At 71.6% G+C, this 15611-nt stretch carries 14 protein-coding genes and 1 other RNA gene; 9 read left to right on the top strand and 6 right to left on the bottom strand.

Features of this window, described 5'->3' with window-relative positions; genetic code table 11:
- Positions 1 to 13: 13 nt before the first annotated feature.
- Positions 14 to 700 carry a hypothetical protein gene (locus QFZ74_RS09105; protein WP_307620293.1) on the top strand — a complete coding sequence of 229 codons (687 nt, stop codon included), beginning with the start codon at positions 14 to 16 and terminating at the stop codon, positions 698 to 700.
- Here QFZ74_RS09105 and QFZ74_RS09100 read toward each other — a convergent pair.
- Complete coding sequence (locus QFZ74_RS09100; protein ID WP_307620292.1) at positions 586 to 1395, bottom strand: ATP-binding cassette domain-containing protein; 810 nt, start codon at positions 1393 to 1395, stop codon at positions 586 to 588. The two genes, QFZ74_RS09105 and QFZ74_RS09100, sit on opposite strands and share 115 nt — an antisense overlap.
- A gap of 166 nt (positions 1396 to 1561) precedes the next feature.
- Here QFZ74_RS09100 and QFZ74_RS09095 point away from each other — a divergent pair, with 166 nt between their 5' ends.
- On the top strand, positions 1562 to 2440 hold the full coding sequence (locus QFZ74_RS09095; protein ID WP_307620291.1) for a MaoC/PaaZ C-terminal domain-containing protein: 879 nt from the start codon (positions 1562 to 1564) through the stop codon (positions 2438 to 2440).
- Between the two features lie 60 nt (positions 2441 to 2500).
- Here the strand turns inward: QFZ74_RS09095 and QFZ74_RS09090 are convergent, their stop codons facing one another.
- Both QFZ74_RS09090 and QFZ74_RS09085 read right to left on the bottom strand, forming a co-directional pair.
- Positions 2501 to 2650, bottom strand: coding sequence for a hypothetical protein (locus tag QFZ74_RS09090; protein WP_307620290.1), 150 nt, complete (start codon positions 2648 to 2650; stop codon positions 2501 to 2503).
- A 116-nt stretch (positions 2651 to 2766) separates the two neighbouring features.
- Positions 2767 to 3993: a hypothetical protein gene (locus tag QFZ74_RS09085; RefSeq protein WP_307620289.1), complete on the bottom strand. Its 1227-nt coding sequence runs from the start codon at positions 3991 to 3993 to the stop codon at positions 2767 to 2769.
- Positions 3994 to 4237: 244 nt separating this feature from the next.
- Between QFZ74_RS09085 and QFZ74_RS09080 the strand changes: the two genes are divergently transcribed.
- The 3 genes from QFZ74_RS09080 to QFZ74_RS09070 are packed head-to-tail and all read left to right on the top strand — an operon-like array spanning position 4238 to position 7098.
- Entirely contained in the window at positions 4238 to 5131 is an 894-nt protein-coding gene (locus tag QFZ74_RS09080; protein ID WP_307620288.1) for a Nif3-like dinuclear metal center hexameric protein, read from the top strand.
- Positions 5128 to 5871: a zinc ribbon domain-containing protein gene (locus QFZ74_RS09075; RefSeq protein ID WP_307624089.1), complete on the top strand. Its 744-nt coding sequence runs from the start codon at positions 5128 to 5130 to the stop codon at positions 5869 to 5871. Before QFZ74_RS09080 ends, QFZ74_RS09075 begins: the two co-directional genes overlap by 4 nt.
- Before the next feature lie 12 nt (positions 5872 to 5883).
- On the top strand, positions 5884 to 7098 hold the full coding sequence (locus QFZ74_RS09070; protein ID WP_307620287.1) for a bifunctional RNase H/acid phosphatase: 1215 nt from the start codon (positions 5884 to 5886) through the stop codon (positions 7096 to 7098).
- A 16-nt stretch (positions 7099 to 7114) separates the two neighbouring features.
- Here QFZ74_RS09070 and yaaA read toward each other — a convergent pair whose 3' ends face one another.
- Positions 7115 to 7897 (bottom strand): peroxide stress protein YaaA, encoded by a 783-nt coding sequence (gene yaaA, locus QFZ74_RS09065; protein ID WP_307620286.1) that lies wholly within the window; start codon positions 7895 to 7897, stop codon positions 7115 to 7117.
- Between the two features lie 266 nt (positions 7898 to 8163).
- Between yaaA and QFZ74_RS09060 the strand changes: the two genes are divergently transcribed.
- The gene (locus QFZ74_RS09060) at positions 8164 to 8742 is read left to right on the top strand and encodes a Uma2 family endonuclease (protein ID WP_307620285.1); all 579 of its coding nucleotides are present in this window, start codon (positions 8164 to 8166) and stop codon (positions 8740 to 8742) included.
- 73 nt (positions 8743 to 8815) lie between these two features.
- Positions 8816 to 9219, top strand: an RNA gene (gene rnpB / locus QFZ74_RS09055) — RNase P RNA component class A.
- A 50-nt stretch (positions 9220 to 9269) separates the two neighbouring features.
- On the opposite strand, the gene QFZ74_RS09050 is transcribed toward rnpB, so the two are convergent.
- Entirely contained in the window at positions 9270 to 11624 is a 2355-nt protein-coding gene (locus QFZ74_RS09050) for an FdhF/YdeP family oxidoreductase (protein ID WP_307620284.1), read from the bottom strand.
- Positions 11625 to 12261: 637 nt separating this feature from the next.
- On the opposite strand from QFZ74_RS09050, the gene QFZ74_RS09045 reads away from it, so the two are divergent.
- On the top strand, positions 12262 to 13245 hold the full coding sequence (locus QFZ74_RS09045) for a Dyp-type peroxidase (RefSeq protein ID WP_307620283.1): 984 nt from the start codon (positions 12262 to 12264) through the stop codon (positions 13243 to 13245).
- A 49-nt stretch (positions 13246 to 13294) separates the two neighbouring features.
- Here the strand turns inward: QFZ74_RS09045 and QFZ74_RS09040 are convergent, their stop codons facing one another.
- Positions 13295 to 14518 (bottom strand): CdaR family transcriptional regulator, encoded by a 1224-nt coding sequence (locus QFZ74_RS09040; protein WP_307620282.1) that lies wholly within the window; start codon positions 14516 to 14518, stop codon positions 13295 to 13297.
- 213 nt (positions 14519 to 14731) lie between these two features.
- On the opposite strand from QFZ74_RS09040, the gene QFZ74_RS09035 reads away from it, so the two are divergent.
- Positions 14732 to 15604, top strand: coding sequence for a trypsin-like serine protease (locus QFZ74_RS09035; RefSeq protein WP_307620281.1), 873 nt, complete (start codon positions 14732 to 14734; stop codon positions 15602 to 15604).
- The last annotated feature ends 7 nt before the right edge of the window (positions 15605 to 15611 follow it).

Here is a 15611-nt window from a genome sequence, read left to right as displayed (position 1 = left end):
CCGAGGAGCACACATGCGTCCTGACAGCAGGACAAGATCCCCGTGGGGTCCGCTGCCCCGGCGTGACACGAGGAAGGCCGCCGGCGCGATCGCCTTGCTCGCCCTGGCGGCGGTGACGGGTGTCGCGGGTCCGGCGGCGGCGGTCGCCGGTCGCGGCGCGGCCGTCCATGCGAGCGCGACAAGCCTCTCCCACGGCGAGGGCTGCAAGAACGATCCCTGCCACGACGGCACGACCGGCACCCCCGGTCCGCCCGGGCCGAAGGGCGACACGGGGCCGGCGGGACCGAAGGGTGACACGGGCCCCCAGGGCGACCCCGGCCCGAAGGGCGATCCCGGTCCGAAGGGCGACACGGGTCCCAAGGGGGACACCGGTCCGAGGGGCGACACGGGTCCCAAGGGAGACACCGGACCGGCGGGAACCGGGATCGTCAACACCAAGGAAGTTCTCTCGGAGCCGACGTACGTCCCGGTCGGGAACACACTTGGCGCCCACGCCGAGTGCCCGACGGGCCAGATCGCCATCTCGGGAGGCTGGCTCGTGATCGATGACGAAGGGACCGTCGTCCCGACCTCACCGGTGTTCTCCTACCAGAGCGACGGCGGCACGGGCTGGGACGTCGCGGTACAGAACAACAGCCCGAGCGACGGACTCCTGTACGCCATCGCGTACTGCTCACCCGGCACCGCCACGCAGGGGTGATCGCCTGCTGACACGCGGCGGCACGCCCCCCGCTGCGCCTGTGGGCCGGCTCCGAGCGGGAGCCGGCCCGCTGTCAGGTCGCCGCAGGCGTCGTGACCGTGCCATCGGGCGGCAACCCCACCGGCTCCAGCGGGAGTTCGGCGGCCACCGTGAACCCCCCGCGCGGCGCAGGACAGGCCCGTAGTGATCCGCCCGCCGTCGCGAGGCGCTCGGTCAGGCCGGTGAGGCCACCGCGAACCGCACCCTCCCCCACTCTCGGCTTCGCTCGAGCGGGGCCGCCCCCAGCCCTGCCCGCCCGACAGCCGGTCCACCCGGCGCCCCACCAGCTCGCCGATCCCGGCCAGCTCCAGCGCCCGCGCCACCGGCATGGGCTCCGGATAGCGCGAGGCCACGAAGGAGACCAGCTCCCCGACGGTGACCCGGGGCACCGGGCGCGCCTCCTGGAGCATGGCGCCCACCAGCCCCGCCCGCACGGACCGCTCCGGAGCCGCGCCGAAGAGCTCGACGCTGCCCTCGTCCGGCTCGGCGAGCCCGAGCAGCAGCGAGATCGTCGTCGACTTCCCGGCCCCGTTGCGGCCGAGCAGCGCGACCGTCTCGCCGCGGTTGATCTCCAGGTCGATGCCGTCGACGGCACGGACCTCACCGAATGTTCTGACCGCCCCCGTGAAGGACACGGCGCGTTGCGTCTGTGTCATGGCGTCGACGGTATTGGCCCGGGGTCCGGTTGGGCAGATGCGTGTTGTACGGATCCGGGCAGGACAAATGTCATGCCGCCCCCGGGCCGGGTGTCACGTCCAGCCGGGACGCCGGGGACACCGAGCGCCCCGTCCCATCAGAAGTGTCAGGAGTGTCAGGAGTCGCATGCCGATCGACGCAACCGAGGCCCTCGCCGCCGGACCCCGTACCCGGGAGATCGCCTGGGACGACCGGGACGTCCGGCTCTACCACCTCGGCATCGGCGCGGGCGTCCCGGCGACCGACCCCGGCGAGCTGCGCTACACCCTGGAGTCCCGCCTCCATGTGCTGCCGGGCTTCGCCACCGTCGCGGGCGGCGGAGTGCCCGGGGTGATCCGCGTGCTGTCGATGCCCGGCGTCGACGTCGACCTCGCCCGCGTCCTGCACGGCGGCCAGACGCTCACCGTGCACCGCCCGATTCCGGTCCGTGGCACTGCGACCGCCGCCGACCGTGTCGTCGCCGTCCACGACAAGGGCCGCGCGGCCGTCCTCGTCCTGCGCACCGAAGTCACCGACGCCGAGGGGCCGTTGTGGACGGAGGAGGCCCGGGTCTTCGTCAGCGGCGAGGGCGGCTGGGGCGGCGACCGCGGTCCGTCCGGCGCCCCGGAACCGCCGGCCGGAAAGCCCGATCACATCGTCGAGCGGCCCGTCCGCGAGGACCAGGCCCTGCTCTACCGCCTCACCGGCGACGACAACCCCCTGCACGCCGACCCCGGGTTCGCCGTGCGCGCCGGCTTCGACCGGCCCGTCCTGCACGGGCTGTGCACGTACGGCATGACGCTCAAGGCCGTCGTGGACACCCTGCTCGGCGGGGACGTGACCCAGGTGCGGTCGTACGAGGCGCGGTTCGCCGGGGTCGTGTATCCGGGGGAGACCCTGCGCATCCGCATGTGGCGGCAGGAGGCCCCGGATCCGGGCGTGGTACGCGTCGCGGTGAGCGTCGTCGAGCGGGACGACGCGCTCGTCCTCGCGGGCGCGGTCGTACGGGCCCGCGACGCCGGTTGAACCGCGGGCAGGTGAAAGGGGGTTGCCCGCGCTCGGCGGGCAACCCCCTTCGACGTTCCGTCAGGCCGAGGTCTCGGCCTGTTCCTCCTTGCGGTGGCGCCCGCGCGGGCCCGACTCGCTGTCCTGCACCGAGACCGGCCCACGGTGCCTGCCGTGACCGGCGGCCTCCTGGACGTCGGTGGCCGGCTGGGACGTAGTGGCGTCGCTCATGGGAAGGAATTCACCCCGTCAGCATCATCTTTCGTACGGCCAGGCGAGTCTAACCGGGCCGACTCGCGCCAGATCGTGTCCTCCACGCCATCCGGCACTCCTTCGTTACATCGTCATTACTTCGTTACAAGTCGCCCAAGTGGCGCCTGCTGCAGGGGGACCGGACGCGGGGTGACGGGCGCCGCGGGCTCCGGCTCCGGCCCGGCCTCCGCCGGTTCACCGGACGCGTCCTCCGCCTCCGCCTCGCGTGCGTCCTGCGTCCAGCTCGCGGCCCGCGCCCGGTCGGGTGCGGTCAACCGGGCCACCCCGCACGGCACTTCCTCCGTCGCGTACGGCAACCGCAGCACACCGTCGGCGGTCCACAGGCCCGTCCCCGCCAACCAGCCCTTCGGCGCCGCGAGATGATGCACCGTCCTGCTCGCCGGCCGCCACACCGCCACCCAGCTGCCGAACGGGCCGTCGACGCGCAGCGCCACCGCGCAGTTCTCCGGCATCAGCGCCTGACCGGGCTGGATCGCGAACGGCGTCACGGTGCAGTCCGGCACCCGCAGGCACTCCGGGAAGCGCACCGGCAGCATGCTGCCGAGCACACCCCAGCCCAGCCGCTCCTGCCCCGGCGAGGGCGCGTCCGAACCGATGAGGAGGAGTCCGCTCTCGGGGTCTGCTAGCAGCAGCCGGTCGTCGCTGTCGGCCGCGATCTGGAGCAGCGGGGAGACCTCGCCCTCCCGCTCCAGGTCCACCACGACCGCCTTGGTCCGGCCGCCGGTCTCCCGGTCCAGGGCCAGCATGCGGCCGGTGCGGTCCAGCCACACCCCGCCCGAGCATCGTCCCGGGATCTCGGCGAGGTGCTCGGGCCCGAAGGCGCCGCCCGCCACCTGCCACACCGCCGTGGAACGCGGGCCGACCGCGAGCGCGTACGCCCGTACGCCGCCCGGCGCGGGAGGCAGCAGCCGCAGCCGGGTGCCGGGCTCGGGGCACTCGACCCCGCCCAGCGGCAGCTCACCGGTGCCGGGGCCGGTCGGGTACAGCAGGGAGAAGGCGTGCCGCCGCTCCACCAGCCGGTGGATGAGGACCCGGCCGTCGCCCATCGGCTGCACCTCGGTGCCGGGCTCCTCCGGCTGGTTGCCGGGCAGCGGCACGACGTACGGCTCTGGGCCGTCCAGCGTCCAGCGCTCCGGGAGCAGACAGCCACCGGCCGACGCGAGCCGCGCGGCGTAGGCGCCGTCCGCCGTGACGGCGCACCCCGCTCCCGGCGTACCGCCGCCGTCCGGGCCGTCGGTCGCGGGCCGCTCGGCCGTCGCGGACTCGTCGGCAGCCGAGGGTTCGATCGCACAGACTGTCATCGTTCGGTCACCTCCGGCGACGAAGCTAGTTTTCGTACGCACGGGCGTGAGACCGGCAAGCGGCCGCTTCACACATAAGGGTGGCCGGGCCGCGGTTCGCCTGAGGAAACGGGGACGAATGTGCTGAGCGAGGCCCTCCGGAGCCGGGGGAGCGCCGGGGCGGCGAGCCGGGGGAGCGCCGGGGCGGCGGGAGTCCGGACGGAAGCCGGTACGCCCCCGCAGAGCAGGCAGGTAGCCTTGCCCTGTGCCCCGTCTGTCTGAAGTCATCGCCGCGCTGGAGAACCTGTGGCCCGCCGAGTGGGCCGAGTCCTGGGACGCGGTCGGCACCGTCGTGGGCGACCCCGACCAGGAGGTCACCCGGGTCCTGTTCGCCGTGGACCCCGTGCAGGAGGTCGTCGACGAGGCCGTGAAGCTGGGCGCCGACCTGCTGGTCACGCACCACCCGCTCTATCTGCGCGGGACGACCACGGTCGCGGCCTCCACCTTCAAGGGCCGCGTCGTGCACGCGCTGATCAAGAACGACATCGCGCTGCACGTCGCCCACACCAACGCCGACACGGCCGACCCGGGCGTCAGTGACGCGCTGGCCGGGGCGCTGGACCTGAGGGTCGTACGCCCGCTGGTGCCGGACACGTCCGACCCGTCCGGGTGCCGCGGCCTCGGCCGCGTCTGCGAACTGGATCACCCCCTGACCGTCCGCGAGCTCGCCGCCCGCGCCGCCGAGCGGCTGCCCGCCACAGCGCAGGGCATCCGCGTCGCCGGCGACCCGGACGCGGTCGTCCGCACGGTCGCGGTGAGCGGCGGCTCCGGCGACAGCCTCTTCGACCAGGTCCGCGCGGCCGGCGTCGACGCCTTCCTCACGGCGGACCTGCGCCACCACCCCGCCGCTGAGTTCTCGGCGGCCGTGGCGCAGCGTCCGATCGCGCTGCTCGACGCGGCGCACTGGGCCACCGAATGGCCCTGGTGCGAGCTGGCCGCAGCCCAGCTCGACCAGATCTCCGACCGGCACGGATGGGGACTTCGCGTCCACGTCTCGAAGACGGTCACCGACCCCTGGACCGCACACGCGGCCTCCAGCACGACCTCCGGGCCGAACTCCGAGCCCGCCTCCTCCAACACCTTGGGAGCCCCCAACTGAACGCCGCGCCCGCCGACCAGATCCGACTTCTCGACGTCCAGGCCATCGACGCCCGCCTCCAGCAACTGGCGCACAGGCGGAAGTCGCTGCCCGAGCACGCCGAGATCGCCTCGCTGACCAAGGATCTGACCCAGCTGCGCGACCTGCTCGTCGCCGCGCAGACCGAGGAGAGCGACTGCGCCCGGGAGCAGACCAAGGCCGAGCAGGACGTGGACCAGGTGCGCCAGCGCTCCGCCCGCGACCAGCAGCGCCTCGACTCCGGCGCGGTCACCTCCCCGAAGGACCTGGAGAACCTCCAGCACGAGATCGTCTCGCTGGCCAAGCGCCAGGGTGACCTCGAGGAGGTCGTCCTGGAGGTCATGGAGCGCCGCGAGTCCGCACTGGAGCGGGTGCGGGAGCTGACCGAGCGGGTGGCCTCGGTGCAGGGCAAGACCGACGAGGCGACCGCCCGCCGCGACGCCGCGTGCGAGGAGATCGACGGCGAGACCGCCTCGATCACCAAGGAGCGCGAGGTCGTGGCCGGTTCGGTCCCGGCCGACCTGCTCAAGCTGTACGACAAGCTGCGCACCCAGCAGGGCGGCGTCGGCGCGGCCAAGCTGTACCAGCGCACCTGCCAGGGCTGCCGCCAGGAGCTCGCCATCACCGAGCTGAACGAGGTCCGCCAGGCCGCCGCCGACAAGGTCCTGCGCTGCGAGAACTGCGGCCGCATCCTGGTGCGTACGGCCGAGTCGGGGCTGTAAGGGGCTTACGGCGTGCGGGAGTTCATCGTCGAGGCGGACGGCGGCTCACGGGGCAACCCGGGGCCGGCCGGTTACGGCGCCGTCGTGCTCGACGCGGCGACGGGGCAGACGCTGGCGGAGGCCGCCGAGTACCTCGGCACCGTCACCAACAACGTCGCCGAGTACCAGGGCCTCGTGGCCGGCCTGCGCGCCGCCCACGCCCTGGACCCGTCCGCCGAGGTCCACGTCCGGATGGACTCCAAGCTCGTCGTCGAGCAGATGTCGGGCCGCTGGAAGATCAAGCACCCCGACCTCAAGCCGCTGGCGACCCAGGCCGCGCGGGTCTTCCCGCCAGGCCGGGTGACGTACGAGTGGATCCCGCGCGAACGCAACAAGCACGCCGACCGCCTGGCCAACGAGGCGATGGACGCCGGGGGCCGGGGCGAGCGGTGGTCGCCGTCGGCGTCGACGGCGGAGCTGGACGCGGCGGCGGCACCCGCCGGTGAGGCGACCACCGCGACCGGCCTCCGTACCACCGCCACCACCCCCGACGCTACGGTCGCCACTTCCGACGCCACGGCCACCACCCCCACCGTCGGCTGGGCCGCCCCCGCCGATCTCGGGGCGCCCGCCACCTTCGTCCTGCTGCGGCACGGCGAGACGCCGCTGACGCCGCAGAAGCGGTTCTCGGGCAGCGGCGGCAGTGATCCGGCGCTGTCGGAGATCGGCCGCGAGCAGGCCGAGCGGGTCGCGGCGGCGCTCGCCCGGCGCGGCACGATCCAGGCGATCGTCGCCTCGCCCCTGGCCCGTACCCGCGAGACGGCCGAGATCGTCGCCGCCCGTCTCGGGCTCGACGTCACGATCGACGAGGGACTGCGGGAGACGGACTTCGGCGCCTGGGAGGGCCTCACCTTCGGGGAGGTACGCGAGCGCCACCCGGACGACCTGAACGCCTGGCTCGCCGACCCCGAGGCGCGGCCCACCGGCGGCGGCGAGAGCTTCGCCGAGACCGCGACCCGGATCGCGGCCACCCGCGACAAGCTGACCGCGGCGTACGCGGGCCGCACCGTGCTCCTCGTCACGCACGTCACCCCGATCAAGACGTTCGTGCGTCTCGCCCTGGGCGCCCCGCCCGAGTCGCTGTTCCGCATGGAACTGTCGGCGGCGTCGCTGTCGGCGGTGGCGTACTACGCGGACGGCAACGCGAGCGTACGGCTGCTCAACGACACGGCTCACCTGCGTCCCTGAGCGCCCCGGGGCCGGCTCAGTGGACCTCGGTCACCAGCACGTCCAGCGCCCAGGCCTGCCCGGCCTTCGACGGCGCCGCGGACTCCACGACGTACCCGAGATCCCGCAGCGCCTCCACCAGCCCGGCCGGATCCTTCGGCGCGGCACCGTCCGCCAGCAGACTCCGCACGATCCGCCCCTTCGTCGCCTTGTTGAAGTGGCTGACGACCTTCCGCGTCGGCGCGTGCAGGACCCGCACGGTCGCGGTACGTCCGGCCACCTCGCCCTTCGGCTTCCAGGCGGTGGCGTACGCGGAGGAGCGCAGGTCGAGGACGAGCCCGTCGCCGGCCGCCTCGGGCAGGACGTCGGCCATAGGCGCGCGCCAGTGCGCGCCCAGCGCCCCGAGCCCGGGCAAGCGCACCCCCATCGAGCAGCGGTACGACGGGATCCGGTCCGTCACCCGGACCGCGCCCCACAGCCCCGAGAACACCAGCAGCGAGCGGGCGGCACGCCTCTTGGCGCCGGCGTCGAGGGAGGCCAGGTCGAGGGCGTCGTACAGGACCCCGGTGTAGATCTCCCCGGCGGGGCGTGCCCCGGCCGTCCGCAGCTCCGCGTTCTTGCCGACCTCGCCGCGCAGCCCCTCGCTCAGCCCGAGCACCTCGCGCGCCTTCTCCTCGTCCCCCGCACACAGCTCGACGAGCTCGCTCAGCACGGCCTCGCGAGCGCCGGCGAGCCCCGGCAGCGACAGCGCCCCGAGGTCGAGCGGGGCACCACGCCCCGAGGACGCCTTGCCTTCGGAGGGCGGCAGCAGGACAAGCACACGGACTCCTTCTTGGAACGTACAACCGTTGGATCTCTCGGAACGCATGCAGCGCATGGAGCGCATGGATCCCTGAACCCCCTGCGACAGCGTACGAGACGGCCGCGACCCGCCAGCCGGGACCGATCGCGTGGGCCGGGGCCCATGGCTCGGTGACTGACCGTTCCCCTGATCGTGTGCCACGATCGAGGGACGGGTTCCCGATCTCTCGGACAGGTGGTCAGCCGATGTCCCAGTCTGGCGAGCGACCGAAGGAGGGGCGTGACATGACTGCCATGGCCCATGAGCCGCTTACGCAGGCGGAAGTCCTGCTGGAGGGGTTCCTCGCCCTGGACACCCCAGAGGGCTTCCGGGCGGAGCTGATCGAGGGGGAGATCGTTGTGACGCCGCCGCCGGACGGGGATCACGAGGACTACATCAACCTGATCATGAAACAGGTGATCAGGCGGTCCCGTACCGACATGGATTTCTCCGGGAACAAGGGCTTGAAACTCAAGAGCGGGTTCGCCTGCCCGAAGGACCACGCGATTCCGGACGGCACCTTCGCGCCGACGGAACTGCGGCTCTACCGAGGCGCCGACTCCTGGATGCCCTGCGAGGGCGTCGCCCTGGTCCTTGAGGTGACATCCACCAAGCCTCAGGCCGACCGCGAGGCCAAGCGCCGCTGCTACGCCCGCGGCGGGATCCCTCTCTACCTGCTCGTCGATCGTGAAACCTCCTCGATCACGTTGTTCAGCGAACCGGAGCAGGACGAGTACCGCGGGCAGTGCACCCGCCCCCTGGGGAAACCGCTGGCCCTCCCCGAACCCTTCGCCTTCGAACTGGACACCGCCGACTTCCTCTGAGGAGGCCGAGGAGCCGAGCCGTCCGTGGGGTCCGCCCCGGCCCAGCGCCCGGTACCATGGTCGATACGGCAGACGAGCCGGGCGGGCGGCCGCGTGGAGTCTCTTCGGAGGCTTCCCGAGGAACGTCCGGGCTCCGAAGGGCAGGGTGGTGGCTAACGGCCACCCGGGGTGACCCGCGGGACAGTGCCACAGAGAACAGACCGCCGGGGACCTCGGTCCTCGGTAAGGGTGAAACGGTGGTGTAAGAGACCACCAGTGCCCAGGGTGACCTGGGCAGCTAGGTAAACCCCACCCGGAGCAAGGTCAAAAGGAGCACCGTAAAAAGTGCTCTGCGCGGACGATCGAGGGCTGCCCGCCCGAGTCCGCGGGTAGACCGCACGAGGCCGGTGGCAACGCCGGCCCTAGATGGATGGCCGTCGCTCCCAGGCCCGCGAGGACCTGGGAGGACAGAACCCGGCGTACAGCCCGACTCGTCTGCCGCTACCCGCGGCACAACCGCCTCTACCCGGGGGCAGGGCCCGTACGCGTCAGGCGCTCTCTGCGGAAGCCGTCGGACGCACCCTGACGTTGACGTTCTTCATCAGCGGCTGGTCGCTTTGCGTGCTGTAGTCGCCGATGGCGCACAGCACGTTCATCTCCGGCATGTAACCGGCCGCACAGCCCTGCGGGATGTCGTACGGAACGACCTTGTAGGCGTGCACACTTCGAGTGCTGCCGTCCTTGGCGACGCTGGTGATGTCGACCTCGTCGAAAAGCTTCAGCCCGCGCTCGCGCATGTCGTCCTCGTTCATGAAGATCAGCGTGCGCAGGTTCTTGATGCCACGGTAGCGGTCGTTGTCCGAGTAGATCGTGGTGTTCCACTGGTCGTGGGAACGCATCGTGCCCAGCTTGAGCATCCCGCTCTCCGGCACCACGTCGGTGAGGTCCGCCGCGGAGAACTCCGCGCGCTCGGACGGCGTGAGGAACACGAGTTCCCGGGCGGGCTGCTCGATCCGGAACCCCAGGGGAAGCCGTACGCGGCGGTTGAAGTCCTCGAACCCCTCCAGGGCCTCGGCCATGGTGTCGCGGATACGGTCGTAGTCCTCGACGTACCACTCCCAGGGCGTGTCGCTGTCGGGCAGCGCGGCTCGCGCCATCCCGGCGATGATCGCCGGCTCGGAGAGCAGATGCTGCGAGGCCGGTCGCTTCATGCCCTTGGAGAGGTGGACCATGCTCATCGCGTCTTCCACGGAAGTGGACTGCTCACCGGCCTGCTGGAGGTCCTTCTCGGTCCGGCCGAGGCAGGGCAGGATGAGCGCCTGACGCCCGTGAACCAGGTGGCTGCGATTCAGCTTGGTGCTGACCTGCACGGTCAGCTCGCACGTGCGCAGCGCCTCGGCGGTGTACGGCGTGTCCGGGGCGGCGAGGGCGAAGTTGCCGCCCATGCCGACGAACACCTTGACCTCACCACGGTGCATCGCCTCGATGGTGGCCACCGTGTCCAGCCCGTGCTCCCGGGGCGGGTCGATCTTGCAGGCCTCGGCCAGACGGTCGAGAAACTCCGGAGCCGGCCGGTGGTCGATGCCGCAGGTGCGGTTGCCCTGCACGTTGCTGTGGCCGCGCACCGGCGAGGGCCCTGTTCCCTCCCTGCCGATGTTGCCCCTCAGGAGCAGCAGGTTGACGATCTCCCGGACGGTGTCGACCCCGTGTTCGTGCTGCGTGATCCCCAGGCACCAGCTGAAGATGCTCCGGTCGGCTTCGAGGTAGACCCGCGCCGCCTTCTCGATGTCGGCCCGGCCGACGCCGCTCTGCCGCTCGATCTCGTCCCACGGAGTGGCCTCGACCTTGGCCCGGTACGCCTCGAAGCCGGTCGTGTGACGGTCGATGAACTCCTGGTCGAGCGCCTTCGGGTCGGTCTCCGCCGCGGCGAGGACCGTCTTCGCCATTCCGCGCAGCAGGGCCATGTCGCCGCCGATCCGCGGCTGAAGATTCAGGGTGCTGGTGGGAGTGGACCGGAACAACGCCATGTCGACGAAGTCATGGGGAATGATGGTCCGGGTCGCGGCGGCCTCGACGATCGGGTTGATGTGCACGACCTGCGCGCCGCGCTTGTACGCCTCGGCCAGCGAGGTCAGCATCCGGGGAGCGTTGGAGGCCGCGTTGACCCCGAGGACGAACAGTGCGTCGGTGGCCTCCCAGTCCTTGAGGTCGGCCGTGCCCTTGCCCGTGCCGAGCGCGGCCTGGAGGGCGCGACCGCTGGCCTCGTGACACATGTTGGAGCAGTCGGGCAGGTTGTTCGTCCCCAACTCCCGTGCCATGAGCTGGTACAGGAACGTCGCCTCGTTTCCGAGCCGCCCCGAGGTGTAGAACGAGGCCTGGTGAGGGCTGTCCAGCTCGCGCAGCGTCCGGCCCACCAACGCGAAGGCGTCTCCCCACGATATGGGCACGTACTTGTCCGTGGCCTGGTCGTAGACCATCGGATGCGTCAACCGGCCCTGGCGCTCCAGGGCCTCCTCACTCCAGGTGGACAGTTCGGCGACCGTGTGCGTCGCGAAGAACTCCGGCCCCACCCGCTTGTGGGTCATCTCCCAGGTGACGTGCTTGACCCCGTTCTCGCAGAGGTCGAGCCGGAGACCCTTCTGATCGTCCGGCCAAGCGCATCCGGGGCAGTCGAAGCCCTTGTCCTCATGGTTCATCTTCAGCATGGCCCGCGGCCCGTCGACCGGTTCGCGTTCGCGCAGCAGGAAGCGGGACACGCTCGTGGCCGCGCCCCAGCCGGCCGCGGGATGGTGGTACGGGCGGAACTCCGGAGCCCGCTGCTTCCTGGCGCCCACCTGCTCCCCGGCGCCCTCCTGCTCCCGGGTGCCCTTCGCGGACTGCGTCGAGGTGTCTTGATCAGTCATGGGTACTCTCTGTTCTCCAGGTTCTCCGGGGCGACTTGCGGCCACACGGTGGAACTGCCTGCGGGGCCGTAACGGTTCCACAGCCCGAGTCGCTCGTCCATGTCCGTGGCTTCCCTGTCAGCGGGCCGGGCGGAAGGTCGTTCACCAGAGCGTCTCTGCCTTCAACTGCCGCGGCGAGCACGCTCAGTGGTGAAGCTCGTCCTTGACCCGCTCCCACCGCTCGTGGAACTCCTCGCGGTGTTCGGCGCGCTTGTGGGTGCGGAGTCCGGAGTCCGGAGCCCGGAGTCCGGAGGCCGCGTCGGCCTGCGCGTCCCTGGCCGCGTCGGCACCGGCCTCGACCTCCCTCCACGCGGCCGGCCGACTGCCCCGAACCTACGACATGGCATCCCCTGGTTCTGCGTCAGGGAACCGGCTTTGGGCTGTGCCACAAGGGCCGTTGTGGCATCTACCAGTGTCGCCCCCGGGGCCGCTGCGGGTGGCGCCCGGGGTTAGGGTCTGATCACGATGGGAAGCGGCCCCACATCGGGGCTGGGCGGCGCAACTGCACGACAGTGTCGTAATTTTGACCGATCCGGCCGCGTCGAGACCGAGCCGACGAGCACCGTACCGAAGCCGCAACAAACAGGAGGCAGGCTCTGTGGCCGAGTCCCAGTCCGTGATCGCCCCGCCGGCCGAAGCCGCCGTGTTCCTCGTGTGCACCATCGCGTCCGGGCGCGAGGCCGTTGTCCGCGAACTGCTCCCGGATCTGGCCGGGTTGAAGCGGTCGGTGGGTTTCCGGGATCCGGACGCCGGGCTCACCTGCGTCGTCGGCATAGGTTCCACCGCGTGGGACCGGCTCTTCGACGGGCCGCGTCCCCGCGATCTGCATCCCTTCGTGCCGCTGACCGGCGACCGTCACCACGCTCCGTCCACCCCGGGTGACCTCCTCTTCCACCTGCGGGCCCGTCGTATGGACCTTTGTTTCGAGCTGGCCCGGCTGATCGGTGAACGGCTTCACGGGGCGGTCACCGTGGTGGACGAGGTGCACGGTTTCAAGTTCTTCGACGAGCGGGACCACCTCGGCTTCGTCGACGGCACCGAGAACCCGGACGGCCGGCTCGCGGACGACGCGGTGTTCATCGGTGACGAGGACCGGGACTTCGCGGGCGGCAGCTACGTCATCGTCCAGAAGTACCTGCATGACCTCACGGCCTGGAACACGCTCTCGACCGAAGAGCAGGAGAAGGTCATCGGCCGGACAAAGCTGAACAACATCGAGCTGTCCGACGACGTCAAACCCGCGGACTCCCACGTGGCGCTGAACACGATCACCGACGAGGACGGCAACGAGCGCAAGATCGTGCGCGACAACATGCCGTTCGGCCGTATCGGAGAAAGGGAGTTCGGCACCTACTTCATCGGCTACGCACGCACTCCCGACGTGACCGAACAGATGCTGCGGCACATGTTCCTGGGAGACCGCCCGAACGTGCACGACCGGATCCTCGACTTCTCCACCGCGGTCACCGGATGCCTCTTCCACGTTCCGACCGCCGACTTCCTCGACGATCCGCCCGCCCCGCCCGCGAGCGTCACCGCGAACGGAGATTCCCCGGGCACCGGCAGTCTCCAAGGAGCCTGATCACCCGGCCACCCCGCCCGCAACCCTCACGGCCTCCGGGATCGTTGGGTCACGAGCGGTCGGTGGTCATGCGTATCGCCTGCGCCGCGGTCGCCAGTTCGGCGAGGGCGAGCGGCTCGCTCAGTGACCGGCCGGTCAGCTCGCGGATCCGGTTCAGCCGGTACCGGACGGTGTTGGGGTGGCAGTGCAGGACCCGGGCGGCCCGGTCCGCCGATCCGCCCTGATGCAGGAACGCGTGAAGGGTGTCCAGGAGCGCGTCGCGGTCCTCCTGCGGCAGGCTGACCACCGGGCCGAGCACCTCCTCCGCCAGCCTCCGCCCCTCGTCCGGGTCCAGGGCGACCAGCGCGGCGAGCGGGCTGTTGCTGAACACGCGTACGCCGGTCTCTCCGGCCGGGATCTCGGCGAGCGCCGTCCGGGCCAGGTGCAGTGCACGCGGCGTATCGGCGAGGGAGACGTAAGAGGGGCTCACCCCGGTACGCGCACCAGCCGTGGCACGCAAGGTCGTGAGCACCGTGGCGCTCTGCCCGTCGCGCATCGCCACCACACCGGCCTGCATGGCGGGGGTGAGCTGCCACGCCGACACGATGCCCTGCTCGGCGAGAGCCCGCTCCACCCCGATCAGGCTCTCCTCGGCCAGACCACACGTCTCCGCGGCCACCACCACCAGCTTCGTGTCGAGTGGCAGGCCGAGCAGCTTGCCCACTTCCCACGGTCCGGCGTCACGCACCGGCCGACCGGTGAACAAGGCCTCCACCAACGCCGAGCGCCGCCGTTGCTGGACGGCCACGAGCTCCGCGGTCGCCGCCCGGTACGCCTCCGTGAGCACCAACGCGTGCTCGTCGGCCAGCCGCCACAGCGTGCTCGCCGCGTCGAGCAGCGCGTCCGTGGTGCCGGGCCAGTCGTCGCGGCGGGCATGAGCCATCAGCGCGTCGAACAGCATCGAGCACCCGATCCGGTAGACCTGCAGCACCTCGGGCAGCGGCGCCCGCTGCCGCGCCCGGCGCCGACCGGTCTCGGACGGTGCGGCCAGGTCGGGCGAGACCCCGGGATCGCCGAGACCGCTGACCATGAACCCCAGGTTGAGCGCGATCGAGCGATGCAGGTCCTCGCGCGGTACGACATCGTCCCCGCGGTACAAGGAGATGCGCTCGCACACGGCCGCGCACACGTCGTCGATCAACCGGGGCAGCTGCTGCCCGGCCCACGTGATCAGTTCGGCCAGCGCGGCCTCCCGTACCCGGCCGACTTGGTCTGTATTGATGCGATCAACCATGATCAACCATAGAGTGCTCCCATCCGGCCTGGCATGCTACCCGGCCGTCGTTCTCGTCGGCGGTGCTGAGCCGGGCGCTCGGCGCGTGATCACACAACTCCGCCGCCCCGGCCCCGGCCATCTTGTCGCGCGCCCCTCAAGACGTTTCAATTTCCGCGTCCCCCACAGGAGATCGCATCGCCCGTTCCACTCCCGTCGCCGAAGGGGTTCCACTTGACTGCCGTACGCGCCTCCGCCATCACCGCAGCGGCCTGCGCCGCCGTGCTCGCCGCCGCGCTGCCCTCCTCCGCGATCAACTCCTACAACGCGACGCCCGCGCCCGAACGCACCGAGGTCGGCGCCCTCGTGGCCACCTGGGACAACGACGGCGACCCCGCGACGCCCGACCGGGTCGACTGGGTCTGCTCGGGCACGATGGTCGACGCGGACACGTTCCTGACCGCCGCCCACTGCACCACCGACTGGCCGGACGACGTGCGCTTCTACGTCTCCCTCGACCAGGACGTCCAGGCCGGGCTCGACGCCGCCGCCAAGAGACACCCCGGCGACCCGGCCGCCCAGGCGCGGGACGTCGCCGTCGAGGGCACCGCCCGCACCCACCCCGACTACCCCGGCCCGGCCTCGGACCCGCACGACATCGCCGTGGTCCAACTGCCCGCCGCCCAGGTCAAGTCCAGGTGGTCCTTCACCCCGGCCACGCTGCCCACCGCGAACCAGTGGGGCGAACTCGGCCCCCAGGGACTCAACTCCACCGACTGGTTCGTCGCCGGGTACGGAACTCAGGAAGCGGAGAGGGGCCCGGGCGGACAGACCCACCCCGGCGGCGGCGTCCGCATGAAGGCACCCGTGACCTTCGACGCCCTCAACGACGCCTGGCTGCGCCTGGCGATGACCGCCCCCCAGGGCAACGGCGGTGCCTGTTACGGCGATTCGGGCGGCCCCAACTTCGCCGTCGTCGGCGGCCGGAACGTCCTCGCGGCCACCACCATCACCGGCGACACCCCCTGCTACGCCACGAACGTCGTCTACCGGCTGGACACCCCCGGCGCCCGCGCCTTCCTCTCGCCCTTCGTGAAGCTGCCGTAGGTCGCCG

This window comes from Streptomyces sp. V3I7, from assembly GCF_030817495.1.
Lineage (GTDB): Bacteria > Actinomycetota > Actinomycetes > Streptomycetales > Streptomycetaceae > Streptomyces.
Note: the sequence above shows the minus strand (reverse complement) of the source record. Positions and strands in the feature narration are given on the sequence as shown.